Genomic DNA, 24,095 nt, shown 5'->3' with positions numbered 1-24,095 from the left:
GCCTTTATTGGAGAGCGGCGGGTGAAAAAACCCCCGCCGCTTGGCATCGGCTCCGGCTCACCCTGCCTTGGACACTTCCATCAGCAGGCGCTCGGCCTTGGCGTCCTCGATCCGGTTCACGAACTTGCCGCTCTCGTAATTGTCGCGCACGGTCTTGGTCAGCGTGATGCAGGTCTGGACCAGCATCACGATGCCCATCGTCAGATAGCCCTTCATCCAGAGGTCGATGGGCAGGAAGAACACGCCGACGGCGACGAGGAAGGCGGAGGCTGCGAAGGACGCGTAGGTGAAGGTGATCCAGCTGCCGCTGTGGGGTTGGATGGTCTGGTTCATGATCGTCTCCTTGATGATATGTGGTTTGAAGTTGGCTTGGTTTCAGGCTCGAGTTCTCAGGCGGCAGGCGGGCGCTTGGCTCTCAAGCGCGCCAGCACATCGTCGGCGGTCGATTTCATCCGCGGGCCAAAGCCCTGTTCGGCGAGCCTCTCGGCGACCACAAGCGGACCCGAGGCGGTGTCGATCTCGAACAGCGCGTCATCGGCCGCCTGGATCTCCATCTGGCGCTCGCGCAGTCGCTTCAGCGTCGCTTCGGCTTCCGGCAGCGTCGACTCATAGGGCCGCGCCGCCTCGATGCCGCTTCGGCGCAGCGAACGCACCGCTTCCGAGGCACGGGCGAGGCGCCGGCCGCGATCGAGCTCGGCAATGCGCGCCTCGGCGTTGGCGACGTGGCGCTTCAGCCGGGTGATCTCGGTGGCGAACAGCGTGCGCGCGGTCATCGCGGCGTCGCGTTCGGCTTCGAGGTTGGCGATCGCCTGCGCGGCTTCGCGGGCGAGGTCGTCCCGGCCGCCCTCGAGCGCCGCCGACGCCCGCACCTCGAGATCGGCGATCCGCGCATTGGTCGCCTCGAGCCGCCGGCCCTCCTGGGCGTCGCCGGCAATGGCGAGCGCCAGGGTCCGTTTCGAGCGGTCGACCGCGGCGGCGGCATCGCGCATCTGCTGGTCGAGCACGACCAGCGCAGTCCGATCCTGCAGTTCCTCTTCGGCTGCCGCCACGCTGCCGCGGAAAATCGTCAAAACAGTTTTGAACATTTGGTCACTCCCTGATATGAGCATCGCTCATGAATCTCTTGTACCACATACTGAGCGACGCTCAAGATTTATTTGAGCGCCGCTCACGCATCTGGTTAACGACGGGTGAAGCATGTCCAAAGCATTGGAACGACGAGCGAAACTGCGCGAAGCGCTGATCGAGGCGGCGGAACGGGCAATTGCGGCAAAGGGTCTCGGTGGCCTGAAAACGCGCGAACTGGCGCAGGAAATCGGCGTCGCCAATGGCGGCGTCTACAATCTGGTCGAGGATGTCGACGAGCTGATCCTGCGCGTCGGCTCCCGCACCCTGGCCCGGCTCGATGCTTCGCTGTCGCTGGCCGAGATCCGCGGCGCGGCCGCGCCGCGCGAGATGCTGGTCCGGATCGCGGTCGCCTATTGCGACTTCGCCGCCGACAATCTCGAACTGTGGCGCGCGCTGTTCGAGCATCGCATGCAGCCCGGCAAGCCGGTGCCGGAATGGGCGATCAGCGAGCAGATGGAACTGTTCCGCCACATCTACAAGCCGCTCGCCGCGCTGTTTCCGCAGCGCTCGCCGGCCCAGCTCGGCGTCACCGCGCGCAGCCTGTTCTCTGCCGTCCACGGCATGGTCGCGCTCGGGCTGGAGCACAAGCTGATCGCGGTGCCGATCGGGGCGCTGCGCAGCGAGATCTCGACCTTGACGCGCGCGATGGTCGACGGCCTGACGGCGAAGAAGGAATAGCGCAGGTGCCCGTAATCGCACGGTGTCCCCGCCGTGCGGTCAGGCAGAGAAAGGAGGAAGGCCCCTTGCGGAACGATCGAACTGTAGTTAACTTCCCCGGATCGAGTTTCGGCCGAACGACTTGGCCTCGCCGCTCATAGCGTGCCTGACTGACGACCCTCACCCCCTAAACTTCGAATTAGCCTGCTGCGCCCTCGGGTGCGGCTCCAAACACGCATCTATACCAAAGGACGATGTTCCATGAGCATGGGAACTGTGAAGTGGTTTAACGGCCAGAAGGGCTTCGGCTTCATTCAGCCGGACGACGGCGGCCAGGACGTTTTCGTTCATATCAGCGCCGTCGAACGCGCCGGCATGAGCTCCCTCAACGAGGGTCAGAAGGTTTCTTTTGAAATCGTTGCAGACCGCCGCACCGGCAAATCTGCTGCGGACAATCTGCGCGCGGTGTAAGCTGCGGCAATTAGCCATGCTGCTTTGACCACGGATGAACTGGCAAAGCTTCAGGTTACGCGACCCCGCGACTGGTCACCCGGCCGCGGGGTTCTCTTTTATCAACACCGCGCGCAATGCCCGCCAGGATCAGGACTTGAACCGTCTGCCGGCGAAGCGGCCTGCGCATCGAAGCAGCTGAGGTCGCGAGCGTGTCCACCAAGATCGATCCAGCTCCGCAGCACGACGACATCATGTACCCGCAGGTGCTCCCGTTCGTGCTGGTCCATTTGGGGTGTCTGGCGGCGATCTGGTCGGGCGTCTCATGGCCGGCGATTGCAATTTGCGTCGCGCTGTATTGGCTGCGCATGTTTGCGATTACGGCCGGGTATCATCGCTACTTCTCGCATCGAGCCTATTCGACCAGCCGGACGTTTCAGTTCATCCTCGCATTCCTGGCCCAAAGCAGCGCCCAGAAAAGCGTCCTTTGGTGGGCTGCGAAACATCGACATCACCATCTTCATTCGGATACCGAGCAGGATGTGCATTCACCCCGGCACAAAGGCTTCGTGTACAGTCATCTCGGCTGGATCTTCTATCGACAGCACGATGCGACTGATCTGACGAAAGTCGCGGATTTTGCCGCGTATCCGGAGTTGATGTGGCTGCACAGATTTGAGATTTTGCCGGCGGTCGTGGTCGCAGTCCTGTGCTTCCTCATTGCCGGGTGGCCCGGGCTCCTGGCCGGTTTCTTCTGGAGCACCGTGCTGCTGTATCACGCGACGTTCTGCATCAACTCCCTCGCACATGTTCACGGTCGCAAGCGATATGTGACGGGCGATGACTCCCGCAACAATTGGCTGCTGGCGCTGGTTACGATGGGTGAGGGTTGGCACAACAATCACCACGCCTATCAAAGCAGCGCGCGGCAGGGCTTCCGCTGGTGGGAGGTTGATGCGACCTATTATGTCCTGGTGGTGTTGTCCTGGTTCGGTGTCGTCTGGGATCTCAAGGCGCCGCCCGCGCAGGTTCTCCGCAACGAACAGCGCCTGGGATCGCGCGTGATCAAGCGGACGGCTGAGCAGCTTGCCGGCCGTTTCAACCCCGAACACATTGCGCAGGCGATCAAATCCTCAATCCACGAAACCGGATTGTCGGTGCGGGACGCGCTTTTTCTGTTGCAGCATCGTGCCGACTTGCATCTGCCCAGCATGCCAACGCGCGAGCAGTTGTTGGCTGAAGCCCAGGCCATGTTCGCGAAGACGCCATCGCTGGACGACATCGTCGACCGTGCACATGAGCTGCTGGTGGAATCGGTCTGCTTCCTTCTGGCCGTTCCGCCGCCGGTGGCCGGGGTAAACCCGAAAGCTTGAGAGAGCGGTAGCATTTTGCCTCGGGCATCCCCATATAGACTCAATGACCAACTGGCAAAAACCGAGCAAGCGCGAAGCACCCAAGACCAAGGCCGAATTGCGCGAGATGCTGACCGAGGCCGTGCGTAACACGCCGAGCCCGGACCAGACGTCGAAACCGCGCCCGGCAAAAGCCAAAAAGACCGCGGCTGGAGCCGCCGACGTCGATTAAGCGCCACGCGACCGGATCGCCCGGCTCTGGATGCGACCGAATTCCATTCGCGACGAGCGCGAGAATCTTCGTGAAGGAGCAGCATGCGCAAGCTTCCCAAGCCCACCGAACAAGAGATCAATGAGGGACCCCAAGCGGTGTCCTTTCAGATTGCGAACGGAAACGCGCGGCAGGATTGCACCCTGCAAACCACGTTCCCAACCAGGATGCAGGCGCACAAATATCTGCTCGCGAATTGGCCGGCCATTGAAAAGAGGGCTCGCGATGCCCTTGCGGCGGGGACCATTGAGGGCGGCCAGATCAAGCTCGTGATGAGCTGAACAGCTGACGGAAACACCCAGACCTCACGGCTCCATCGTGTAGGCGCGCCCGGGTTCGAGCGCGTAGATCGTCAGAAAGCGTAGCGGCCGTTCCGGGTCGCAATTGCGAAACAGCGTGTGCGGAACGTCGGCCCGGTCCTGCAGGGTCTCGCCTGCCCGATATTGCCGCGGCGCCTCGTCGCCATAGGCGGACTCGGCGACGCCTTCGACGATGAAGATCACGCCGCCGACCGGATGCCGGTGCAGCGGAGCAACTCCGCCGGGCGGATAGGTCACCTCGGCAACGACAAGGTCGCGCTGATCGCCGGGCAGTTGCAGTCGCTCGAGGGTCTTGCGCGTGACGCCGGCAAAGCCGGCCTGCTGAGCGTTGGCCTGACCGTTGTTGCTTTCAGCCATTGGAACCCTTTCTTGTCACGCGAGCCTTTGTCCCGATCGGATCGGGCGCGACTATTGCTGCGCTCCAACGACGCAACAAGCGCCCGAGCATTTCAACACATGTCACGCAGTTGAGGCGAGGCCCTTGCCACCCTTGCTTCCACGTTGCAGGATTTCGGCGCCGAACATCTTCAGCAGTGAGCCTTGCATGAGAACGAGCATCGTTACCACGCGATCGTCGGGAGCAGCCGCCCTGGCGCTCATCCTCGCGGCATCAAGTGTCACGCCGGCGTCTTCGGCGCAGGCCGTGCCGGAATGCTCGATGTCGGTGACATTGGCGGATTGGGGAGAGAATTCGACCGGCGATATCGACCTCGCAGCCGGCGAAAGCTGCCAGATCCCGATCGGGATCCGCGGCACGGTGACGGACTCGTCGATCTCGCAAAAGCCGGCCTATGGCAAATTGAAGAAGATCAACGCATCGACCTTCGAATACAGGGCGAAGGCCAAGTACAAGGGCAACGATACGTTTGCCATCAAGGCGACAGGTCAGGGACCGAAGGCCTCCGGCACCTCGGTCATCACCGTGCACGCCACGATCAAGTAGTCGCAATGTAGATGTGCTCCCTCGCCCCGTTCTTACGGGGAGAGGGTTGGGGTGAGGGTCATCTCCGCGCGTACGGTGATAGCTGGGTCCGTGGGGACTCCCCCTCACCCGGAATGCATCTATCGATGCATTCCGACCTCTCCCCGCGCGCGGGGCGAGGTAAAGCGGAGTCGGCGGCGCGATTTACGCCGGCCGTGCGCCGGTGCGGATGATCGACCCGACATGCTGGCCGCGCAGCGCTGCGGTGAGCCGGCCGGGAACCAGGCCGTTCACGACCTGCACCCGTTCGATGTGCCGTGCGTTCGCCATCACCTCGAGCAGCGCGGGATCGAACGGCAACGTGCCCTTTAGCTTGGCAAGATCGGCGAAGCTGGTCTCGCGCAGCAGCTGGGCCTTCTTGCCGTTGGGACCGTTCGGATCGTCGCTGTACACGCCGTCGACGTCCTCGACGATGGTGAGGCCGGCGGCGCCGAGCGCATCGGCGATCAAGAACGCACCGGTGTCGGCGCGGTGCAACGGGATGCGCGAGACCGGGAATTCATGATGGTGATACGGCGGGAAGGCGCTGCCGACCACCGCGCGGGCCGCGGAGAGATGGATCGCAAGCTGGCTCGCGATGGTCGGATGCTCGATATAGGACACGCCTTCCGGCGCGAGCAGGCAACCGAGAATGTGGCCGTTCTGGCCGGCCTCGCTTGCAGCGAGCGGCGCGAGCGAGCCAACCGGCAGACCGAGGTCGAGGCCGACGCTGTAGAGATGGCGGGCGCGGATGCCGGCGCCGGTCAGGATCAGCATGCGGTGCTCGGGCAGCAGCGAACGCAGCTCGTCGACAACAGGCAGGATCGCCTCATGGCCGCGATCCATGATGGAGCGGCCGCCGATCTTCACCACCTGCACCCAGGGCAGCAGCGGGATCGGGCGTCCGCCGGCGACGGGGCGGGTGAGATCGCTGTCGAGCAGGGTCTGGCGCGCGAGCGGCGAAGCGACGTGCTTGATGGTGTCATCCATGGTCGTGTCCCTGCTCAGTTCGCGGTGATGATGGTGCCGACATGCTCGCCCGCGAGCGCGCGGGTGAGATTGCCGGAGACGAGGCCATTGACGACCTGCACCTGGCGGACATGGCGTGCGGTGGCGAGCAGATCGAGCACCGGGAATTCGAGGATCGAATCCTGCAATCCCTTCGCCTTCATCTCGGCGACCGAGATCTTCGGAATGAAGGTGGCGCCCTTCGAGGTCTTGGGGTTCGCGGTGTAGAGGCCGTTCTCGTCCTTCACATAGATCATCGACTTGCAACCGAACTGCTCGGCGACCAGGAAACATCCGGCGTCGGTGCGGTAGGGCGGGATCATGCCCTCGGCTGCGGGCCGCATCCACAGCCCGTAAGGCGGCATGCCGCTGAAGATCACCGCGTTCACCTCGGCAAGATAGAGCGGCACAGCCGAAAGCCCGGCGCCGCTGACCGCGGAGATGCCGTGCTTGGCCAAAAGCTGGCCCAGCATCACGGCGTTCTGATCGGCAACCGAGGCGCCGAGCTGCGAGAGCACGCCGGCCGGCAATCTGAGCCCGGCCGCGATCGAGTAGAGATGGCGGGCGCGGGTGCCCGCGCCGGTCCCGATCAGCATCTTGTGCGCCTTGCGGGCCGCGACGATCTCGTCGACCAGCGGATAGACCGCGGCGCGGCCGCGGTCGATGACGCTCTGGCCGCCGATCTTGATCACCGCGGCATCCGGCAGGATCCGGAAATTCGACGCGGCCTCGGCCGTCGCCAGGAGCTGCGGATCGGTCAGCGACCGCTGCATCAGGAGCGCTTCAAGCTCCGCCGTCGTGTTCGCCATGAGAAACGTCCTTTCTCCAATGCGCCTGGCATTGCTTCCGTCGGCCCCGCGACATCCGAACCGGTCTCCACCGGCGGCTCGCAAAGCCCGCATCCGAACTGCACTGGTAGCGATAGTCCGGGCGGGTCTCAAGATGCAATGGCGATGATGCCGCGCGACCGGCGCCCATTTTGCCGGCCGCCAGGCCTCACCCGGTGTTCGCCGGCAGCTTGACGGTCACGCGCAGGCCCGAACGTCCGGCACCGGTCACATTTTCGAACAGGACCGAACCGGCGGCATGATCGACGATGCGCTTCACGATCGAGAGCCCGAGCCCGGCGCCCTCGCCGCTCGGCTGACCGCCGCGGAAGAACGGCTCGCCGATCCGCGCCAGATCCTGCGGCGCAATCCCCGGTCCGGTGTCCTCGATCTGGATCACGGCCATTCCGTTCTCCCTGGCGACGGCAAGATCGACGGCCCCTCCGTTCGGCGTGAACTTGATTGCGTTCTCGACCAGGTTCCGGACTGCCGAGATCAGGGACAGCTCATCACCGTTCACCGCGACCACCTCGACCGTCGTGAAGCCGAGATCGATGTTGCGCGCTGCGGCCTCCGGCAGCAGATCGGCGACGACGCCTTTCGCGATCTTGTCCAGCTCCACGGGTGCGCTCACGACAGACGGCGCAGCGTCCTGACGCGCCAGCGCGAGAAGTTGCTCGAGCAGATGCTTGGTGCGCCGCATGCCGCTCTTCAGCGCATCGAGCCGGTCGCGCGTCTCCGCCGGCATGTCGAGGGAGGCGAGATTTTCCGCTTGCAGGCTGAGCGCGGTGACCGGCGTTCGAAGTTCATGGGCCGCGTCGGCGATGAAACGCCTTTGCTGGTTCATCATGACGCGCACCCGCTCCAGCAAGCCGTTGATCGAGCCGAGGAACGGTTGCAGCTCGCTCGGCGCGCCCGTCACCGGCAAGGCACCGACATCATCCACCCTGCTCGCATCGAGATCGCCGGCGAGGCGCAACATCGGCCGGAACGATCGGGCGATCACGAATGCCGTCATCAGCAAAAGGCACGGCACCAACGCCGCAATCGGCAACAGCGTGCGTACGGCCATGTCGCCCGCGATCTCGGTGCGGATCTCGGTCTGCTGCGTCACCGCAAAGCGGCTGCCGTCCGGCCGGGTCCGAAGCAGCACGCGCACCGGCTGGCTGTGATAGACATCATTGTGCAGCCCATCCGTCAGTCCCCAGAGCCGGCGTTCATCGGCGGCGCCGCGCGGCACCTCGCCGAGCTCGACGACGGCGACCTCGGCTTCCGCGTCGATGCCGGTGACCGGGCGGCTTTGCCGGATCGGAGCGCTGAGCGCGAAGCTGCCGATCTGAATCAGGACGGAGTCCTGCATCTCGATCGCTTCGCTGTAGGCCCATCTGTACGCCAGGAGTCCGCCGACGGCGCCGGTCAGCAGGATGATCGCGGTGAGTCCGACGAACAGGCGCCCGCGCAGCGATCTCATCATCTCGAACGATCCACCATCCACCCGACGCCGCGCACGTTTCTGATCGCCGCGGCGCCGAGTTTTCTACGCACGGCGTGGATCAGGAATTCGACCGCGTTGCTCTCGACCTCCTCGCGCCAGCCGTAGATCTGGCGCTCGAGCTCGGCACGGGACAGGATCGTTCCCGGCCGCGCCAGCAGCGCCTGAAGCAGGGCGAACTCGCGTGCGCTGAGCACGGCTTTTTCTTCGCAAAAAGTAGCTTCCCGCGTGGCCGGGTCGAGATGAAGCTCACCGTTGGTCAGGACCGGCGGCGCTCCGCTGCCCTCGCGCCGCAGTACCGCGCGCATGCGCGCCAGCAACTCGGCGATCTCGAACGGCTTGACCAGGTAATCGTCGGCGCCGAGATCAAGTCCCCGAATGCGATCGTTCAGCGCATCGCGTGCGGTGAGAATGATCACCGGAAGGCGCGAAGCGCGCTCCCGGATCGCCTTGAGAACGTCGAGCCCGTCGGTCAATGGCAGGCCGAGATCGAGCAGCGCGATGTCGTAGGTCTCGCTGCGGCTGGCTTCGATGGCGAGATCGCCATTGCGCACCCAGTCGACCGCATAGGCCGCATCCCGCAGCGCCTCGACGACGGCGGCGCCGATCATCCTGTCGTCCTCCACCACGAGCACCCGCATCGCCTGGCAATCCATCCCCGATTCGCACCGGGAGTAGGCCCCGGTGAAACTGCGTCCACCGATCAGCCGGCGACGCTTCCGCGATCATATCAGTTTCGACTTAGCCGCAACTTAGGGGCTTTCGGCGCTTAAATGGCGGCCGCGCCGCCCGCCTAAGCCGGGGCTAAGTCTCGCCGTGCAGGCTCGCTTTCGAACTCGGCGGAACCGCCGATACTCTCAAAAGCGGAGCTTTACACCGTGCTGGATATCAGACCGATCGGCCGCAGCATGCTGAACAAGGTCCCCGAAGTCACCCTCGTCTTCTGGCTGATCAAGATCATGTCGACCACCGTCGGCGAGACCGGCGCCGATTACCTCGCCGTCCATGTCGGCCTTGGCACCAGCGTAACCGGCCTGCTGATGATGACGCTGCTAGCCGCAGTGCTGGCCATCCAATTGCGGATGGACCGCTACGTGCCGTGGGTCTACTGGCTGACGGTCGTGCTCGTCAGCATCGTCGGGACGCAGATTACCGATGCGATGACCGACAAGCTCGAGATCAGCCTTTATGTCAGCACGGCCGCCTTCGCGATCGCTTTGGCCGCGACCTTCGCGATCTGGTTTTCGGTCGAACGGACGCTGTCGATCCACAGCATCGTGACCCAACGGCGCGAATTGTTCTACTGGGCCGCGATCCTGTTCACATTCGCGCTCGGCACGGCTGCGGGTGATCTTGCGACCGAAGCGCTGGGCCTTGGCTTCAACGTCGGGGTGGTCGCGTTCACAGCACTCATCGCAGTCATCGCGGCGGCCTATGCGCTCGGCGCTAACGCGGTGCTGACCTTCTGGCTCGCCTACATCCTGACGCGTCCGCTCGGCGCATCATTCGGCGATCTGCTGTCCCAGGCCCGCGAATATGGCGGCCTCGGCTTCGGCACGATCTACACCAGCCTCGCCTTCCTGACGGTGATCGTCGCGCTGGTCGCCTGGCTGTCGTTCGAAGGCGACGCCGGCCGCAAGCCCGAGGCATCGCCCGGCGCGTGAGTTCAACTGCGTCCCGACCGACATCAATCGAAGCCCCCACAAAGGAGAACCACGATGAACAAGACGACACTCAGCTTGGCGACGGCGATTGTTGCGCTCGCAGTGATCCAGCCGCTCCCCGATGCCAACGCAGGCCTCAGACTGCTGCCTCACACGCAGACGGCCGCCTCCAGGCTCGGCGACCTGGCGCCATTTCGCAACATCGCTGCAGATGTCGCGGCACTGGTCGACAAGGGGGACCTCGTCGGCGCCAAGACGCGGATCAAGGATCTCGAGACCAAATGGGACGAAGCGGAAGCCGGATTGAAGCCGCGTGCGGCCGCGGACTGGCACACGGTCGACAAGGCGATCGATCGCGCGCTCGAAGCGGTGCGTGAGACCAATCCGGATGCGGCCAAGTGCAAGAAGGCGCTCGCCGAGCTGCTGTCGATCATGGACTCGATGAAGGCCTGATCTCTCCATCCAGCATTTCGACCACCCGCCGGCGGCATCGTCCGCCGGCGACCCGGCCTCCCGGAGCGAAAGAACCCCATGGAATTGTTATTGCACGACACCGCCGCGGACGAGCGCGCGGCAAAGGTCCCCGCCGTCACGCTCGGCTTCTGGACCATCAAGATTCTCGCCACCACGCTCGGCGAGACCGGCGGCGACGCCGTCACGATGTCGATGAATCTCGGCTATCTCGGCGGCACCGCGATCTTCGCAGTCATCTTCGCTGCTGCCGTCGCAGCGCAGATGGCGGCGAAGCGCCTTCATCCGGCTCTCTACTGGACGGTGATCATCGCGACCACGACCGTCGGCACGACCTTTGCTGATTTCGTCGACCGTTCGCTCGGCATCGGATATCTCGGCGGCTCATCGCTGCTCGCCGGCCTGCTCGTTGCGTCCCTTGTTGCATGGTATCGCACCATGGGAACGGTCTCGATCGCATCGATCGACAACAAGGCGGCCGAAACCTTCTACTGGATCACGATCCTGTTCTCGCAGACGCTGGGCACCGCGCTCGGCGACTGGATGGCCGATTCCACCGGCCTCGGCTATGGCGGCGGCGCCGTCGTGTTCGCCGCAGGCATCGCCATCGTCGCCGCCGCCTATCTCTGGACCAGAATATCGCACACAGTGCTGTTCTGGATCGCCTTCGTCCTGACCCGGCCGCTCGGCGCCACCGTCGGCGATTTCCTCGACAAGCCGCTGGATCACGGCGGCCTTGCGCTCAGCCGCTACACGGCATCAATCGCTCTCGCCGCTGCGATCGCGGCCCTGGTCTTCATCCTGCCGCAGCGAGCCGGTGAACACGCGTGAACGTCGAGCCTCTGCCCGCACCGGACATCGTTCTCTGAGTGCGGGCAGCTTGGCGCGCCGCGATCATCGTCTCGCGATCGATGCTCCGCCGCGCGAACTCCGTGAACGGAGCCCCCTCTGTGACGTGGTTACGAAGCGAGGTCTAGGACGTTTTGCCGCAGTTGGCTCGGCCAGCGGGTGTGACGCCGGTCATAGATGACGCGCTCAAATCCTGCGATCCTGATCTCGATACTGTCTGCTTTTTTGATGCGCTGCTCTCGGCCCAATGACGCTGGTTCAGCACCAGCGCCTTCGCGAGCAAAAAATTGATTGCCTTGCACCTTGGACATTAGCCGGCTTCGACCGGCGCACCACGAGGACGCAAACCATGGCCAATACCGCACCGGTCGTCACGATTGGCAGCCACAGCCTGTTGTACAATCAGTGGCAGAAGATGCAGCCATGGCTGACTTATTTCGACGCCGACGGCAATCCCGCGCAGAGCTTTCAGTTCTTTGACAGTGGCACGTCCGCGACCAGCGGCTATTTCTGGACTCCCAGCAATAGCCATTGGGATGCCGGCACCGTCATCGATGTTGCAGCGTCCGATCTCTCCGATGTGTGGGTGCGTGCCGGCTCGGTCGGAGGCTCCGAGGCACTCTGGGCACGCGCCTCCGACGGGACGGACTGGAGCAACTGGACCGCGTTCACCTTCACGACGATTCCAAACACGCCGCCCGTCGCCACGATCAACGACCAGCAGTTGCACACCAACACATGGGCGCAGGTCACGAACTGGCTGAACTACTCCGACGCCAACAGCGATGCTGCGACCAAGTACCAGTTCTGGGACAGCGGAACGGCCGCCACCAGCGCGTATTTCTGGACTCCCACCAATTCCCACTGGGCTGCCAACACGACGATCGACGTTTCGGCCGCCGATCTCGCCAATGTCTGGGTCCAGGGCGGCTCCACGACCGGTTCCGAGACCATGTGGGTGAGAGCGTTCGACGGAACGGACTGGAGCAACTGGGATACCTTCACGTTGACGTCGACGAACACGGCCCCCGTCGTGACGAGCGGCGACCATTCCGTGCACATGGGCCAGTGGGCCACCGTCGGCAACTGGTTGACGACGTCGGATGCCGACAACGATACGATCACGAAGTACCAGTTCTGGGACAGCGGCACAGCCGCGACCAGCGCCTATTTCTGGACTCCGACCAATTCCCACTGGGACGCCAACACCGTGATCGACGTTTCTGCCGCGGACCTCGCCAATGTCTGGATCCAGGGCGGCTCGGCGACCGGCTCCGAGACGATGTGGGTCAGGGGGTTCGACGGCACCACGTGGAGCAATTGGGATACCTTCACGCTGACGTCGACGGTCAACACGCCGCCGGTCGCGACCATCAACGACCAGTCGGTTCACGTCAATCAATGGGTCAAGCCGGAGGCTTGGCTCAGCACCAGCGATGCCGAGGGTGATACGATCACCAAGTATCAATTCTGGGACGGCGGTACGGGCGCGACCAGCGCCTATTTCTGGACACCGACCAATGCGCACTGGGCGGCCAGCACCCCGATTGACGTTTCGGCGTCCGACCTGGACAACCTCTGGCTTCAGGGCGGCTCGACGCCCGGCTCCGAGACCATGTATGTGCGAGCCTTCGACGGGACCGCGTGGGGCAATTGGGACCCCTTTATCGTGACGTCCACCAACACCGCCCCGACGGTTACGATCAGCGATCATTCGCTGAACGCCGCGCAGTGGGCGCAGCTCGTCAACTGGACGACGGCATCCGACGCCGACGGCGATGCGATCACCAAGTACCAGTTCTGGGACGGCGGCAGTGCCGCCAACAGCGCCTATTTCTGGACCCCCGCCAATTCACACTGGGCAGCCAGCACCCCCATCGACGTTGCATCGTCCGATCTGGCCAATATCTGGGTGCAAGGCGGCACCGCCGGCGGTTCCGAAACCATGTATGTGCGGGCCTTCGACGGGACCGCTTGGAGCAATTGGGACAGCTTTATCCTGACCTCGCTGCCGAACCACGCGCCGGTCGCTTCGATCAGCGATCAGACCTTGCACGTCAACGAGTGGAGCCAGGTCAGCAATTTGTTGTCCTACTCCGATGTCGACGCAAATCCCGCGACCGAGTATCAGTTCTTCGACGGCGGCAATACCGCCGACAGCGGCTACTTCTGGACTTCCGCGAATTCGCATTGGGCAGCCAGCACCATCATCGACGTCAGCGCCGCTGCTGTCGATGACGTGTGGGTCCGCGGCGGCGCGGCCACCGGCGCCGAGCCGATGTATGTGCGCGCGTTCGACGGCATCGACTGGGGCTCCTGGCACGCATTCGTGCTCACGACCATCGTCTAGCGGCGCTGCGGCTTCGCCCGATATGCTCTAGTTCGGCGTGAAGATGACCTTGCCCTTGAATGCTGCCGCCTGCGCGATGGCCTCCGGGAATCCCTCGAGGCCGTAGCTCCCGACAACCGGCGCGCTGATCGCGCCGGATGCGACCATCGGCACGAGATGGTCGTACATTTTGGCCAAGGCTTCGTCGGTTGCAGTCTTGCCCCAATGGCCGAGCCAGAAGCCGCGGACGGACACTTCATTGAAGATCACGCTCAAGGCCGAGCCGGAGAACGGCTGTCCGCTCATCGCGCTGTAGATGACGAGCATAGCCTTCGGCGCCAGGCAGTTCATCAGGTTCAAGGCGGACGTGCCGCCGACGACGTCGAGCGCCAGCAGGATCGGCGCGCTGCCGGTCTCCTTCGCCACCCGCTTGGCGAGATCCGGCCCGTCGACCAGCACGATATCGCCGCCGACCGCCTTGACCTCGTCGACGACCTCCTCGCGCCGGACGACGTTGACCGTCTTCAGCCCGAGCGATTTGGCAACCGCAATCACGGCGCGCGCGGTCGCTGAATTGGCGCCGTTCTGGATCACCCAGCCGCCATGCGGGATCTTCACGAAATCGGTCAGCAGCAGATAAGCGGTCGCCGGATTGACCGCGATCATCGAGAGTTGCCGGACATCCGCCTTCTCGGGCAGCGGCCGCTGCCAGGACGCCGTGAACTTGACGCGTTCGGTCCAGGTCGGGACGGTGAACGGGATCAGCGTGCGATCGCCGACCTTGAGTTTCTTGACTTGCGATCCCGCGGCGACGACCCGCCCGACGCCCTCGATCCCGAGAGTCGCCGGCGGCGTCGGCAGATAGCCGTAGCGCCCGGCGATGATCATGAAATCCGAGTTATTGATCGGCGCGGCCTCCACCGCGACCACGACCTCGCTGGGGCCCGGACTGCCGACGTCGGGCACCTCGTTGAGCTTGACCACATCCTGGGCACGTCCGAACGCAACGACTTGAACAGCCTTCATGGCAGCAACTCCCGATTTCGTTATGTACTAATAAGTACAGAATAGCGATGACGTCAATGGTCCGGATTGCCTTCACGGCAAGGTGAAGGCTTCACATCCGACGCGGGAGTACATAAAACAGAGATATGGCAAGGCCGCGCAGCTTCGATCCGGACAACGTCCTGGAAATCGCCCGTCAGGTGTTCTGGCAGAAGGGCTTTCAGGCGACCTCGCTCGACGAGATCACGGCCGCGAGCGGCGTCGCCAAGCCCAGTCTCTATGCGGCGTTCGGCGACAAGAACGCGCTGTTCCTGAAAGTGCTCGACCGCTATCACGACGGCATCCTGGGCTGGGCCGAGCGCACCCTGGCGCAGCCTGTGCCGGCCCGCGAAGCCATCAGGCAATGGCTTACCGGCTTCATCCCGTATTGCTCGGGCGAGAAGGGACAGCGCGGCTGCCTGTCGATCAATTCCGCGACCGACGGCTCGCTCGACCAGGCCGAGTTCCGCAAGAGCATCGAACGCTACAACCGGCGGCTCGAAGAGCTGCTGCGCGCGCGGCTGCGCGCCGATCGCGCCGAGTTCAGGAAGGGCTTTGACCCCGACGTCACTGCGCACACCATCATGGTGGTGCATGCCGGACTGCTGGCGCTAGCACACCAGAGGCCGGATTCAAAACGGGTGAAGGCCGTGATCGACCAGGTGCTGGGCCTGCTCGCCTGAGCCCCGGCGGCACACCGCGCCCTCGCATGAATGTGAATATATGTCGTCTATCATCTTATTGATGTCGCGCGTGCGATGACCATGTCCGGATTGGCTGCTGGGCCATCCGGGTCTGGGGATCAGATGAACAAACCGTCTTGGCGTGCGATGCTTTTTGCCTCCGGCTTGCTGGCGCTGCCGGCGCTCGGCCCAGTGCGAGCCCATGATCACCAGCATCCCGAGTTGAACGGCTGGTACGAGAGCCTGCATAGCGGCAAGGGACCCTGCTGCGACGGCAGCGACGCGCAGCGCGTCGATGATGCCGACTGGGACACCAAGGACGGTCACTATCGCGTCCGCCTCGAGGGTGAGTGGGTTGACGTTCCCGACGAGGCCGTCGTCGCTGGCCCGAACCGCGCCGGTCGCACCATGGTCTGGCCGTATTACCTCAATGGCCACCCGCGGCCGCGTTGTTTCATGCCGGGCAGCATGGGCTGAGCGTCAGCGAAGACGGCGCGTCGCGCGGGTTGCGTGGTCGGCGAACTCGGTTGATCAAAGATCCAGCTGGACCCGCCCCTCGCCGTCGCCATCCGGCTTCGCCGGCACCGCGCAGCAGATCAGCACCTCGTCGTCAGCCACCTCGGCGGTTGGCTGCTTCAGATAGGTCACGGCGCCTGCCAACAATTTGGTTCGACAGCTTCCGCAATTGCCTTCCCGGCAGCTGAACGCGGGGCTGAGACCGCGTTCCTCCGCCAGTTCGAGCAGCGTTCCGGACTCCGGCGTCCAGCGTGCCTCCTTCATCGATGCGGTGAAGGCGACCGGGACCGGCGTGGTCGCAGGCCGCCGGCGCGGCGGCACTGTCGTGGCCACGTCCGGCTTCCGCACCAGCGACGATGGACCGAACGCCTCGGCGTGAATCCTGCCGTCGGCGATGTTGTAGCCGCGCAGGGCGTCATAGAGCGATTGGGTGAACTGCGGCGGGCCGCACAGATAGAAGTCGTAGTCGTTGAACGGCAGGACGCGCGACAGCAGCGCCATGTCGATCCGCCCCGCGGCGTCGTAATCGATACCCTGCTCGGCGCCATCGACGTCACTGAGGACGCGGATGATCCGGACTGCGCCGCCTGCGGCCTCGGCCAGTTGCTGGAACTCGTCGCCAAACGCGCGTTCCTCCTTGGCATGCGCAGCCTGGAACAGGAAGGTCGGCCGGATGCCGCGGGTGCGCAGGCCCTCATAGACCACGTGGCGCAGCATCGCGAGCATCGGCGTGATACCGACGCCGCCGGCAAGCAGCACCGCGGGCCGCTTCTCGCGCGCATCGATCGTGAAGCCGCCGCTCGGCGCCCGCGCCTCGATGATGTCGCCGACATGGATCGTGTCGTGGAGATGCTGCGACACCGGGCCGTCGCGCTTCACGCTGATGCGGTACGTGCCGTCCGACGGCGCGACCGACAGCGTATAGGTGCGAATGACCGGCTTGCCGGAGCCCGGCAATGAAAGGCGAATCGGCAGATGCTGTCCGGCCTGATGCGGCAGCAGCCCTGCGCCATCGTCCGGCTGCAGATGAAACGAGCGGATCGAACGGCTCTCGTCGACGACCTTGGTCACCTTGAACGGGCGCCATTGCGTGGCGCGCTCGGCGGCGCGAATCCGGTCGACGGCCTGCGCCCAATCGCCGGTCATCAAGGCATTCGGCGACCAGCCTTCGGCCCGGAAGGCCCAGCGCAGCGGCAGCGCGCCGCGCCTGCGCACCACGTGGCGGGCGCGGAAACTCCAGAGCCGTTCGGCGCCCTGAAACGCGGCGATCTCCGGCGAGTCCAGGATCACCTCGGCATCGCCGGTCAGTTGCAGCATGTCGCCGGTTTCGAAATCGACGAACAGCAGCCCCGCCTTGCGGTTGACGAGGAAGTTGCCGAGCGTGTTGAAGAACAGGTTGCCAGCGAAATCGGGGACCGTCAGCGTGCCGTCGCCGGCAACACGAACGAAACCGGCCTTGCCGCCGCGATGCGAGACGTCGACCTGGCGACGATCCTCGCGCTCGGCATAGGACGCCACGAAGAACGTATCCGCCGCCTTGATCGTGTCGCGCGCGGCCTGATCGAGCGTCGTGCTTTCCTCAATCTCTCCCTTGAAAGATTCAGCCGGCTCCCGCACGAACGTGAAATCGCGCAGCTGGATATATTGCGGACAATTGCCAAAGCTCTGGTCGAGCTCGAAGCTTAGCGCCTTGCCTGACGATGCACGGAGCAGCCCGTTGGCACGGTTGCGACGCCGCGTGTGCAATTCGATTCCGAGCAATCCGATCGCATCGCCCTCGCGCATGCCCTCGCTGACGGGATCGCTGGGGTCGGGCCGCGCATCGATCTCGAGGCTGCGCGGCGTCGGCGAAGAGATAAAACCGGGCCGGCCGGCCAGCAACGAGGCCCACGCGTCGCCGCGGCGGTCCACGCTGCCGACCACGATGAAGGGAATTTGCGCGAAGAAATCGCGATGCTGGTCGGGCATGAAGTCGCGCACGGCGCGCTGGCCGACCGCCGCCAACTTCTCGGCGACGCCGACCTTCTGCTGGATCGCCATCTCGCCGGCATGCCAGGTCGCGAGCTTGCTCTTGGTTCGCCTGTCGCTCATCGCATCGCCCTCCCCTGCGGGGTTGGACGGGCGCGCCCGCGGGCACGCCCGGTCGACATGTCACGCAGCGGCCGCCAGACCGGCGCGCGTCTTGGCAAAGGGGACGAAGCCCGGCAACGCCTCGATCCGGCGCAGGAACGCGTTGACGCGCGGATAGGCGGAGAGATCGACATTGCCCTCGGGCGCACTCGACAGATAGCTGTAGAGCGCCACATCAGCGATCGTCGGCTGCGTGCCGACCAGAAAGTCGCGATCGGCAAGGTGGGCTTCGAGCCGCTTCAGCAGCATGTGGGCGCGCGCGATCACGTCGTCCGGATTGAACTTCGCGCCGAACACCGTGATCAGCCGCGCAGCGGCGGGCCCGAAGGCGAGATCGCCGGCGGCAACCGACAGCCAGCGCTGCACCGTGGCGGCGCCCTTCGCATCCTGCGGCAGCCAGTCGGTGCGGCCGAGCTTGGTCGCGAGATAGACGAGGATCGCGTTGGAGTCGGCAATGATAGTGCCGTCATCGTCGAGCACCGGTACCTGGCCGAACGGATTGAGCGTGAGGAATTCCGACGTCTTGTGCGCGCCGGACCTGAGGTCGACGTCGACCACCTCGTGCGGAATGCCCAGCAGGGACATGAACAGGCGGGCGCGGTGCGCATGGCCGGAGAGAGCAAAGTGATAAAGCTTCATGGTGCCGTTCCTGATGTCGTGGACGGGGTTATCCCGACCGCGACCTCAAGGTGGCCCATTGCATTGGATATTATAATGATCGCCGACGGAACTTCATTATTGCAGATGCCGCAATAACGCCCGTTATGATAGGGCACGCGGCAGCCCGTTACAGCTCGACAATCACGTAGTTGTCCTCGATGTGCACCGGAAACGTCTCGGCGACATACGGACCCTTCTGCAACTCGGCGCCGCTCTCGACCGCGACCGGATAGGAGCGGATCCTGAATCGCTTGGGATCGAACCAGGACTGGCCGTTGCGCATGTCGAATTCCCAGCCGTGCCACGCACAGCGCAGCATCTCGCCGACACGGTCGCGCTGGTAGATGCCGGGCTCCGGCGAGGTCAGGCGCGCGACGCAGGCCGCCTTCTCCAGCGGCGCGCCCTCATGCGGGCAGCGATTGAGCAGCGCGAAGAACTCACCATTGACGTGGAACACGACAATGTCGCGGCCCTCGAGGTCGAACACCTTGTTGCCGCCGGCAGGAATCTCACTGGTGCGCGCGACGATGTGACGGGCCATCGGAATCCTAGAACTTGTAAACCGCGCGGGCGTTGCTGTTGAAGATCTTGCGCCGCTCAGCCTCCGTCAGCGGCGTTTTGAAGGCGTAGCGCGCGTCGTCATAGTCCCAGTGCGGATAATCCGACGAGAACAGCAGCCGGTCGATGCCGACCCATTCGATCAGCTGGCGCAGGTGCTTGGCTTCATCCGGCTCGTCGATCGGCTGGGTCGTGAACCAGAAATGCTGCTTCACATATTCGCTCGGCTTGCGCTTCAGATGAGGCACCTCGCTGCGGAAGCGCTCGAAATGCTGATCCATCCGCCACATCGTCGCCGGGATCCAGCCGAAGCCGCCCTCGATGAACACGATCTTCAGTTTCGGGAAGCGTTCGGGAACGCCTTCCAGCACGAGGCTCGTGAGGTTCGAGGCCACCGTATGCGCGTTCGACTGATGCTCCTCGCAATAATAGGACGGCCAGCCGCCGCCGGTCGGCGCATGCCCGCCATAGCCGCCGACATGGATGCCGAGCGGCAGATCGAGCTCTTGCGCGCGCTCATAGATCGGCCAGTAGCGGCGGCGGCCGAGCGGTTCGTTGGCGCGCGGCGAGACGTTGATCTGGATGTACTCACCGGTTTTGGCGCAGCGGTCGATCTCGGCGAGGCCGAGGTCGGAGCCGTCCTGCCCGACCAGGATCGAGGCCTTCAGCCTGGGATCGCGATGCGCCCAGAAGGCGAGTTGCCAGTCGTTGATGGCACGCTGGATCGCGGCGCCGAATTCCAGATTCTGCTGCGAGAAGATGAAGAGGTCGAGCACCTGCAGGATCCCGAACTCGACATCGAACGGATCGAGATGCTGCTTGCGCATGAAATCGAGATCGGAGCCGGGCACGCCGCCGGTCGGCGGCCACGCATCGCGCCGCGCGATCAGCGGCGAGGAGCGCGGGTATGGCGTGGTACCGATATAGGGCGTGCGCAGATGGCTGCCGTATTCCTTGAGATGCTGCTGCCAGCGCTTCGGCAGGAACTCGTTGAGATCGCTGTGCGCATGAATGCTCGGATGGATGTCGCAATCGATGATCTTGAGCCGCGTCGCGGCGGTGGTCTCCTGATCGAGCATCGGGCGGTCGATGACGTCACTCATGCGATCCTCCATTTTGTTTGGCGCATGATCTATTCGGAAAACCGGTTCCCACTTTTCCGGATCATGCGCGCGAATTACGAGTCGAGTTTCAGACGCGGAAAGGTTTCCAACGGATTATCTTCGCACATCCGCTTGACGAGACCTGCCGGCAGATGCGGCGGGACCGGATCGTCGCCATCGAACTGCCAGTGCGGGTAGTCCGACGCAAACAGGAACATCTTGTCAGAGCCGATCTGGTCGATGATGTCGGCAACGCCAGTTGCATCCATCGGCGCATCGAACGGCTGCATCGTGACGCGGAAATGATCGCGGATGATCGCGGCCGGTTCGCGCTCGACCCACGGCACCTCGACGCGCACGCCGCGCCAGGTCTTGTTGGCGCGCCACATGAAGGCCGGCAGCCAGCTCACGCCGGACTCCATCAACACGACAGTCAAGCCCGGATACTTTCCGAACACGCCCTCATAGATCAGGCTCAATGTCTGCGCCTGGAACGCCTGCGCTTCGGCCAGATAATATTCGTAGCGATAGGACGGCCAGCCGATCGAGCTCGGCGCGCCGCGGTAGGCGCTGCCGGCGTGGATCGCGATCGGCAGCCTGTGTTTCTCCGCGGCCTGATAGATCGGCCAGTTGTGCCGCCGCCCGAGCAGCATCTCGCCTTGCGAGGGCACCAGCACCGAGACGAAACGATTGTCGCCGGCGCGGCGCTCGATCTCCTCGACCGCAAGGTCCGGCGCCTGGATCGGCACCACGATCGAGGCGCGCAGCCGCGTGTCCCTGGCAAGCCACTCGACCGCGATCCAGTCGTTGATCGCCTTGCAGAAGTCCGCCGCCATGTAGGGATCGAACACCGCCTGCGCGCCATAGACGACATTGCAGATCGCGTGGCTGGCGCCGAGCTGGTCGAACGCGCCGCGCTGCACCATGGCGAGATCGCTGCCGGGCTTGCGGCCGTCGGCCGGCCGCCAGTCGGCGCGGCCGGACAGCGGCATGGACGGCGGATAGGAATTGAGATCCAGCCCGTCGATGGCGCGGCTGACGACCTGTTCCTTCCAGTGATCGCTGAGATACGGCAGCAGCGTGGTGCGCGTTCCCCCCACCGCGGGATGGATGTCGCAGTCGATGCGCGTGGCCGCCATGGCGTTCCTCGAAGTGAAATTCTTGTCTTGGTTGTTGGCGGCACCGCTGCCGCGAAGCGGACTGTGACGCCGATGGCGCGATCGTGCAAGCGGGTCCACGCGGGGCCGCCCTGCCCTGTGCGCGCACCGGCCTCACGTGAAGTTGCAGAATGGCATGTGAACGGTATCACCCATGCGCGCTGTCAGACGTGCTAGCGATTTTGCGTCGCGGAAAGCGCAGCTTCAGGAGACGAGAATGAGAGTTGGAATGAGGCTTGACCGATTGACGATCCTCGCATGTTCATTGTCGCTGGCCTCGTCCGCCGCATGGGCTGCGCCCGCGACCACCTCCGGCTCGGTCGCGCTGGCGCTCGCCGGCGTAGTCGCGCCGTACTCGTCGCTGCCGACCAGGAAGAAGAAGGCGGTCGCCGCGTTCTTTGGCGGCGACAGCAATGTCCGCACCAACAGGAAGATCACCGTCACCGCCGACAAGGTCGTCTGCCGCGCCAGCAATGTCGACATCACCTCGCGCTCCTGCGCGCTGACCTTCGGCAGCAGGACCCACACCGTGAAGGGCCGCGAAGCCAACGCGATCTACGCGACCGTGGCGCTCGCTGGCGTTCCCGGCGACGGCGCCGCCGGGACGATCTACGAAGCACTGTCGAAATTGTCCTGCACACTCGATCCCGCCGTGATCAAGGACAAGGCCGGCGGCGGCGCCGATTGCAGCTTCGAGCCGGGGAATTAGAGCGCATCTGAAAGGCGGCGCTCAATCTCCCTACACCACGACACCCAACCTAGCGGCCACGCGGCGCGCAGTTTCCTCCCGCTGCGCCGTGATCGCGCGTACGGCCTCGCGTGACTGCTGCAGGATCTCGGGTGGCGCGGTCTCCGGCGTGCCGCTGTCGAACGGCGGCTCCGGCGCATACACCATATAGAGCTGGATCGCGCGCGCGGCATCGTCGCCGCGCAATTCAGCCGCGAGCCGCAATGCGCCGTCGATGCCTGCCGTGACTCCGGCAGTAAAGACAAAGCTTCCGTCCACCACCACGCGTTCGTTCACGGGCGTCGCGCCGAAGAACGGCAGCAGATGAAACGACGCCCAATGCGTCGTCGCCTTGCGCCCCTTCAGAAGGCCCGCCGCTCCGCAGATCAGCGCGCCCGTGCAGACCGAGAAGATGCGGCATGCCCCCGCCGCCTGCCGGCTGATCCAGCCGAGCACTTCCGCATCCTCCATCAGGGCTTGCTGACCGAAGCCACCCGGCACATGGAGCACGTCGAGCGGCGGCGCTTCGGCCAGAGTCGCATCCGGTGTCAGCCGCAATCCCTTGATGTCGCGGACCGGCTCGGCGGTCTTGCCGTAGATGCGGTAGGTCGAATTCGGAATCCGCGACAGCACCTCGAACGGCCCGGTCAGATCGATTTGATCGACGCCTTCGAACAGCAGTGATCCGATCCGCAAGTGGACATCGTGAGCAATCATTGAACTTCCCTCGAACTTTCTTTGCGCTATGGACAAAGCGAATCTAGCGCGGCAGGTTTCGGCGATGACGCCAACCAACCCACGTTTCTCGCCAAACGGCCGCCGCCTGATCGAAGTGCTGGCTTATCCGGCGGTGCAGTTGCTCGATGTCACCGGGCCATTGCAGGTGTTCGCTTCCGCCAACGCGCTGGCGGCCAGGGCAGGCAATGCCGAGCCATATGAGGTCCGCGTCGTCGCCAAGGACGGGCCCACGATCGAAGCATCGGCCGGTGTCGGGCTCGCGGTGCACCCGCTGCCTGCCGTCAGCACAGCGGTCGACACGCTGGTGATTCCGGGCGGCGACGGCGTCAACGCAGCGGCGGCCGATCGCGCTTTGGTGGACTGGGTACGCGGACGCGCCGGGCAAGCACGCCGCACCGCATCGGTCTGCACCGGCGCGTTCCTGCTCGCCGCATCGGGCGTTCTCAATGGCCGTCGTGCCGCGACCCATTGGCAATTCTGTTCGGAACTCGCCGAGCGCTTTCCCGATGTTCGCGTCGAGTCCGATCCGATCTTCGTGCGCGACGGATCGTTCTGGACATCGGCCGGCGTCACCTCCGGCATCGATCTCGCGCTAGCCCTGTTGGAGGAGGACCTCGGCCGCGCGGCAGCGCTTGCCGTCGCCCGCTATCTCGTGGTGTTCTTCAAGCGGCCCGGCGGACAGGCGCAATTCAGCGAAATCCTGTCGCTGCAAACGACCGACGACAGGTTCGGCGCGCTGCATGACTGGATCAGCGGCCATCTGGCCGACGACCTCTCGCTTTCGACGCTGGCGAAACAGGCCGGCATGAGCGAGCGCAGCTTCAGCCGGCACTACGCCGATGCAACCGGCTTGACACCGGCACGCGCGATCGAGCGATTGCGGGTCGAGGGCGCCCGGCACCTGCTCTCGGAGACGCGCCTGCCGGTCAAGCGAATCTCGCGGCGCTGCGGCTTCGGGTCAGAGGAGACGATGCGCCGCAGCTTCCTGCGCGTGCTGTCG

At 64.5% G+C, this 24,095-nt stretch carries 29 protein-coding genes; 14 read left to right on the top strand and 15 right to left on the bottom strand.

Features of this window, described 5'->3' with window-relative positions:
* Positions 1–57: 57 nt before the first annotated feature.
* Positions 58–333, bottom strand: a complete 276-nt coding sequence (locus BraRD5C2_RS03985) for a YiaA/YiaB family inner membrane protein (protein ID WP_223966994.1) — start codon at positions 331–333, stop codon at positions 58–60.
* 56 nt (positions 334–389) lie between these two features.
* Positions 390–1,085, bottom strand: coding sequence for a PspA/IM30 family protein (locus BraRD5C2_RS03980; protein WP_223966992.1), 696 nt, complete (start codon positions 1,083–1,085; stop codon positions 390–392).
* A gap of 112 nt (positions 1,086–1,197) precedes the next feature.
* Here BraRD5C2_RS03980 and BraRD5C2_RS03975 point away from each other — a divergent pair, with 112 nt between their 5' ends.
* The 5 genes from BraRD5C2_RS03975 to BraRD5C2_RS03955 all read left to right on the top strand — a co-directional run bounded on the left by BraRD5C2_RS03975 (position 1,198) and on the right by BraRD5C2_RS03955 (position 4,139).
* On the top strand, positions 1,198–1,806 hold the full coding sequence (locus BraRD5C2_RS03975) for a TetR/AcrR family transcriptional regulator (protein ID WP_223966990.1): 609 nt from the start codon (positions 1,198–1,200) through the stop codon (positions 1,804–1,806).
* Positions 1,807–2,046: 240 nt separating this feature from the next.
* A complete protein-coding gene (locus BraRD5C2_RS03970) occupies positions 2,047–2,256 on the top strand; it encodes a cold-shock protein (protein ID WP_097671727.1) in 210 nt (69 codons plus the stop codon).
* Positions 2,257–2,489: 233 nt separating this feature from the next.
* Positions 2,490–3,608 carry an acyl-CoA desaturase gene (locus tag BraRD5C2_RS03965; protein WP_223967210.1) on the top strand — a complete coding sequence of 373 codons (1,119 nt, stop codon included), beginning with the start codon at positions 2,490–2,492 and terminating at the stop codon, positions 3,606–3,608.
* Positions 3,609–3,651: 43 nt separating this feature from the next.
* Entirely contained in the window at positions 3,652–3,819 is a 168-nt protein-coding gene (locus BraRD5C2_RS03960; RefSeq protein ID WP_223966988.1) for a hypothetical protein, read from the top strand.
* 83 nt (positions 3,820–3,902) lie between these two features.
* Positions 3,903–4,139, top strand: coding sequence for a hypothetical protein (locus BraRD5C2_RS03955; RefSeq protein ID WP_223966986.1), 237 nt, complete (start codon positions 3,903–3,905; stop codon positions 4,137–4,139).
* A 24-nt stretch (positions 4,140–4,163) separates the two neighbouring features.
* Here the strand turns inward: BraRD5C2_RS03955 and BraRD5C2_RS03950 are convergent, their stop codons facing one another.
* On the bottom strand, positions 4,164–4,535 hold the full coding sequence (locus BraRD5C2_RS03950; protein WP_223966985.1) for a cupin domain-containing protein: 372 nt from the start codon (positions 4,533–4,535) through the stop codon (positions 4,164–4,166).
* A 187-nt stretch (positions 4,536–4,722) separates the two neighbouring features.
* Here BraRD5C2_RS03950 and BraRD5C2_RS03945 point away from each other — a divergent pair, with 187 nt between their 5' ends.
* On the top strand, positions 4,723–5,121 hold the full coding sequence (locus BraRD5C2_RS03945) for a hypothetical protein (RefSeq protein WP_223966983.1): 399 nt from the start codon (positions 4,723–4,725) through the stop codon (positions 5,119–5,121).
* Between the two features lie 183 nt (positions 5,122–5,304).
* Here the strand turns inward: BraRD5C2_RS03945 and BraRD5C2_RS03940 are convergent, their stop codons facing one another.
* From BraRD5C2_RS03940 to BraRD5C2_RS03925, 4 genes are all read right to left on the bottom strand, one after another.
* The gene (locus tag BraRD5C2_RS03940) at positions 5,305–6,129 is read right to left on the bottom strand and encodes an amino acid kinase family protein (protein ID WP_223966981.1); all 825 of its coding nucleotides are present in this window, start codon (positions 6,127–6,129) and stop codon (positions 5,305–5,307) included.
* Positions 6,130–6,143: 14 nt separating this feature from the next.
* Positions 6,144–6,956 (bottom strand): amino acid kinase family protein, encoded by an 813-nt coding sequence (locus BraRD5C2_RS03935; RefSeq protein WP_223966979.1) that lies wholly within the window; start codon positions 6,954–6,956, stop codon positions 6,144–6,146.
* Positions 6,957–7,143: 187 nt separating this feature from the next.
* Positions 7,144–8,448 carry an ATP-binding protein gene (locus BraRD5C2_RS03930; RefSeq protein WP_223966977.1) on the bottom strand — a complete coding sequence of 435 codons (1,305 nt, stop codon included), beginning with the start codon at positions 8,446–8,448 and terminating at the stop codon, positions 7,144–7,146.
* On the bottom strand, positions 8,445–9,107 hold the full coding sequence (locus BraRD5C2_RS03925) for a response regulator transcription factor (protein WP_223967209.1): 663 nt from the start codon (positions 9,105–9,107) through the stop codon (positions 8,445–8,447). The genes BraRD5C2_RS03930 and BraRD5C2_RS03925 overlap by 4 nt, the downstream gene beginning before the upstream one ends.
* 246 nt (positions 9,108–9,353) lie before the next feature.
* Here BraRD5C2_RS03925 and BraRD5C2_RS03920 point away from each other — a divergent pair, with 246 nt between their 5' ends.
* The 3 genes from BraRD5C2_RS03920 (at position 9,354) to BraRD5C2_RS03910 (ending at position 11,432) form a co-directional block, all read left to right on the top strand.
* Positions 9,354–10,130 carry a COG4705 family protein gene (locus BraRD5C2_RS03920; protein ID WP_223967208.1) on the top strand — a complete coding sequence of 259 codons (777 nt, stop codon included), beginning with the start codon at positions 9,354–9,356 and terminating at the stop codon, positions 10,128–10,130.
* Positions 10,131–10,184: 54 nt separating this feature from the next.
* Positions 10,185–10,583, top strand: coding sequence for a hypothetical protein (locus BraRD5C2_RS03915; RefSeq protein ID WP_223966975.1), 399 nt, complete (start codon positions 10,185–10,187; stop codon positions 10,581–10,583).
* 78 nt (positions 10,584–10,661) lie between these two features.
* Positions 10,662–11,432, top strand: coding sequence for a COG4705 family protein (locus BraRD5C2_RS03910; protein WP_223966973.1), 771 nt, complete (start codon positions 10,662–10,664; stop codon positions 11,430–11,432).
* A 128-nt stretch (positions 11,433–11,560) separates the two neighbouring features.
* On the opposite strand, the gene BraRD5C2_RS03905 is transcribed toward BraRD5C2_RS03910, so the two are convergent.
* Positions 11,561–11,761, bottom strand: a complete 201-nt coding sequence (locus BraRD5C2_RS03905; protein ID WP_223966971.1) for a hypothetical protein — start codon at positions 11,759–11,761, stop codon at positions 11,561–11,563.
* Positions 11,762–11,799: 38 nt separating this feature from the next.
* On the opposite strand from BraRD5C2_RS03905, the gene BraRD5C2_RS03900 reads away from it, so the two are divergent.
* A complete protein-coding gene (locus BraRD5C2_RS03900) occupies positions 11,800–13,800 on the top strand; it encodes a hypothetical protein (protein ID WP_223966969.1) in 2,001 nt (666 codons plus the stop codon).
* A gap of 27 nt (positions 13,801–13,827) precedes the next feature.
* On the opposite strand, the gene BraRD5C2_RS03895 is transcribed toward BraRD5C2_RS03900, so the two are convergent.
* Positions 13,828–14,805: an MDR family NADPH-dependent oxidoreductase gene (locus BraRD5C2_RS03895; protein ID WP_223966967.1), complete on the bottom strand. Its 978-nt coding sequence runs from the start codon at positions 14,803–14,805 to the stop codon at positions 13,828–13,830.
* Positions 14,806–14,930: 125 nt separating this feature from the next.
* Between BraRD5C2_RS03895 and BraRD5C2_RS03890 the strand changes: the two genes are divergently transcribed.
* A complete protein-coding gene (locus BraRD5C2_RS03890) occupies positions 14,931–15,506 on the top strand; it encodes a TetR/AcrR family transcriptional regulator (RefSeq protein ID WP_223966965.1) in 576 nt (191 codons plus the stop codon).
* A gap of 123 nt (positions 15,507–15,629) precedes the next feature.
* On the top strand, positions 15,630–15,983 hold the full coding sequence (locus BraRD5C2_RS03885; RefSeq protein WP_223966963.1) for a hypothetical protein: 354 nt from the start codon (positions 15,630–15,632) through the stop codon (positions 15,981–15,983).
* Positions 15,984–16,037: 54 nt separating this feature from the next.
* Here BraRD5C2_RS03885 and BraRD5C2_RS03880 read toward each other — a convergent pair whose 3' ends face one another.
* The 5 genes from BraRD5C2_RS03880 to BraRD5C2_RS03860 form a co-directional block, all read right to left on the bottom strand.
* Entirely contained in the window at positions 16,038–18,113 is a 2,076-nt protein-coding gene (locus tag BraRD5C2_RS03880) for an FAD-binding oxidoreductase (RefSeq protein WP_223966961.1), read from the bottom strand.
* Between the two features lie 60 nt (positions 18,114–18,173).
* Entirely contained in the window at positions 18,174–18,791 is a 618-nt protein-coding gene (locus BraRD5C2_RS03875; protein ID WP_223966959.1) for a glutathione S-transferase family protein, read from the bottom strand.
* A 148-nt stretch (positions 18,792–18,939) separates the two neighbouring features.
* Positions 18,940–19,353 (bottom strand): Rieske (2Fe-2S) protein, encoded by a 414-nt coding sequence (locus tag BraRD5C2_RS03870; RefSeq protein WP_223966957.1) that lies wholly within the window; start codon positions 19,351–19,353, stop codon positions 18,940–18,942.
* Positions 19,354–19,360: 7 nt separating this feature from the next.
* Positions 19,361–20,473 carry an amidohydrolase family protein gene (locus tag BraRD5C2_RS03865; protein WP_223966955.1) on the bottom strand — a complete coding sequence of 371 codons (1,113 nt, stop codon included), beginning with the start codon at positions 20,471–20,473 and terminating at the stop codon, positions 19,361–19,363.
* Between the two features lie 74 nt (positions 20,474–20,547).
* Complete coding sequence (locus tag BraRD5C2_RS03860; protein ID WP_223966953.1) at positions 20,548–21,612, bottom strand: amidohydrolase family protein; 1,065 nt, start codon at positions 21,610–21,612, stop codon at positions 20,548–20,550.
* Positions 21,613–21,859: 247 nt separating this feature from the next.
* On the opposite strand from BraRD5C2_RS03860, the gene BraRD5C2_RS03855 reads away from it, so the two are divergent.
* Complete coding sequence (locus BraRD5C2_RS03855) at positions 21,860–22,339, top strand: hypothetical protein (RefSeq protein WP_223966951.1); 480 nt, start codon at positions 21,860–21,862, stop codon at positions 22,337–22,339.
* A 30-nt stretch (positions 22,340–22,369) separates the two neighbouring features.
* On the opposite strand, the gene BraRD5C2_RS03850 is transcribed toward BraRD5C2_RS03855, so the two are convergent.
* Positions 22,370–23,074, bottom strand: coding sequence for a DJ-1/PfpI family protein (locus tag BraRD5C2_RS03850; RefSeq protein WP_223967207.1), 705 nt, complete (start codon positions 23,072–23,074; stop codon positions 22,370–22,372).
* 64 nt (positions 23,075–23,138) lie between these two features.
* Here BraRD5C2_RS03850 and BraRD5C2_RS03845 point away from each other — a divergent pair.
* The coding region (locus tag BraRD5C2_RS03845) for a GlxA family transcriptional regulator (RefSeq protein WP_223966949.1) at positions 23,139–24,095 on the top strand (957 nt) is incomplete at its 3' end.

Source organism: Bradyrhizobium sp. RD5-C2, assembly GCF_019972155.1.
Classification (GTDB): Bacteria; Pseudomonadota; Alphaproteobacteria; order Rhizobiales; family Xanthobacteraceae; genus Bradyrhizobium.
Note: the sequence above shows the minus strand (reverse complement) of the source record. Positions and strands in the feature narration are given on the sequence as shown.

Bases quoted from the DNA above. Each gene is read 5' to 3' on its own strand.
- BraRD5C2_RS03935 (WP_223966979.1), bottom strand. From the start codon at position 6,956: ATGGCGAACACGACGGCGGAGCTTGAAGCGCTCCTGATGCAGCGGTCG.
- BraRD5C2_RS03865 (WP_223966955.1), bottom strand. From the start codon at position 20,473: ATGAGTGACGTCATCGACCGCCCGATGCTCGATCAGGAGACCACCGCC.
- BraRD5C2_RS03975 (WP_223966990.1), top strand. From the start codon at position 1,198: ATGTCCAAAGCATTGGAACGACGAGCGAAACTGCGCGAAGCGCTGATC.
- BraRD5C2_RS03960 (WP_223966988.1), top strand. From the start codon at position 3,652: ATGACCAACTGGCAAAAACCGAGCAAGCGCGAAGCACCCAAGACCAAG.
- BraRD5C2_RS03875 (WP_223966959.1), bottom strand. From the start codon at position 18,791: ATGAAGCTTTATCACTTTGCTCTCTCCGGCCATGCGCACCGCGCCCGC.
- BraRD5C2_RS03905 (WP_223966971.1), bottom strand. From the start codon at position 11,761: ATGTCCAAGGTGCAAGGCAATCAATTTTTTGCTCGCGAAGGCGCTGGT.
- BraRD5C2_RS03860 (WP_223966953.1), bottom strand. From the start codon at position 21,612: ATGGCGGCCACGCGCATCGACTGCGACATCCATCCCGCGGTGGGGGGA.
- BraRD5C2_RS03945 (WP_223966983.1), top strand. From the start codon at position 4,723: ATGAGAACGAGCATCGTTACCACGCGATCGTCGGGAGCAGCCGCCCTG.
- BraRD5C2_RS03950 (WP_223966985.1), bottom strand. From the start codon at position 4,535: ATGGCTGAAAGCAACAACGGTCAGGCCAACGCTCAGCAGGCCGGCTTT.
- BraRD5C2_RS03870 (WP_223966957.1), bottom strand. From the start codon at position 19,353: ATGGCCCGTCACATCGTCGCGCGCACCAGTGAGATTCCTGCCGGCGGC.
- BraRD5C2_RS03915 (WP_223966975.1), top strand. From the start codon at position 10,185: ATGAACAAGACGACACTCAGCTTGGCGACGGCGATTGTTGCGCTCGCA.
- BraRD5C2_RS03880 (WP_223966961.1), bottom strand. From the start codon at position 18,113: ATGAGCGACAGGCGAACCAAGAGCAAGCTCGCGACCTGGCATGCCGGC.
- BraRD5C2_RS03895 (WP_223966967.1), bottom strand. From the start codon at position 14,805: ATGAAGGCTGTTCAAGTCGTTGCGTTCGGACGTGCCCAGGATGTGGTC.
- BraRD5C2_RS03900 (WP_223966969.1), top strand. From the start codon at position 11,800: ATGGCCAATACCGCACCGGTCGTCACGATTGGCAGCCACAGCCTGTTG.
- BraRD5C2_RS03890 (WP_223966965.1), top strand. From the start codon at position 14,931: ATGGCAAGGCCGCGCAGCTTCGATCCGGACAACGTCCTGGAAATCGCC.
- BraRD5C2_RS03925 (WP_223967209.1), bottom strand. From the start codon at position 9,107: ATGCGGGTGCTCGTGGTGGAGGACGACAGGATGATCGGCGCCGCCGTC.
- BraRD5C2_RS03850 (WP_223967207.1), bottom strand. From the start codon at position 23,074: ATGATTGCTCACGATGTCCACTTGCGGATCGGATCACTGCTGTTCGAA.
- BraRD5C2_RS03855 (WP_223966951.1), top strand. From the start codon at position 21,860: ATGAGGCTTGACCGATTGACGATCCTCGCATGTTCATTGTCGCTGGCC.
- BraRD5C2_RS03930 (WP_223966977.1), bottom strand. From the start codon at position 8,448: ATGATGAGATCGCTGCGCGGGCGCCTGTTCGTCGGACTCACCGCGATC.
- BraRD5C2_RS03910 (WP_223966973.1), top strand. From the start codon at position 10,662: ATGGAATTGTTATTGCACGACACCGCCGCGGACGAGCGCGCGGCAAAG.
- BraRD5C2_RS03940 (WP_223966981.1), bottom strand. From the start codon at position 6,129: ATGGATGACACCATCAAGCACGTCGCTTCGCCGCTCGCGCGCCAGACC.
- BraRD5C2_RS03955 (WP_223966986.1), top strand. From the start codon at position 3,903: ATGCGCAAGCTTCCCAAGCCCACCGAACAAGAGATCAATGAGGGACCC.
- BraRD5C2_RS03985 (WP_223966994.1), bottom strand. From the start codon at position 333: ATGAACCAGACCATCCAACCCCACAGCGGCAGCTGGATCACCTTCACC.
- BraRD5C2_RS03885 (WP_223966963.1), top strand. From the start codon at position 15,630: ATGAACAAACCGTCTTGGCGTGCGATGCTTTTTGCCTCCGGCTTGCTG.
- BraRD5C2_RS03970 (WP_097671727.1), top strand. From the start codon at position 2,047: ATGAGCATGGGAACTGTGAAGTGGTTTAACGGCCAGAAGGGCTTCGGC.
- BraRD5C2_RS03965 (WP_223967210.1), top strand. From the start codon at position 2,490: ATGTACCCGCAGGTGCTCCCGTTCGTGCTGGTCCATTTGGGGTGTCTG.
- BraRD5C2_RS03980 (WP_223966992.1), bottom strand. From the start codon at position 1,085: ATGTTCAAAACTGTTTTGACGATTTTCCGCGGCAGCGTGGCGGCAGCC.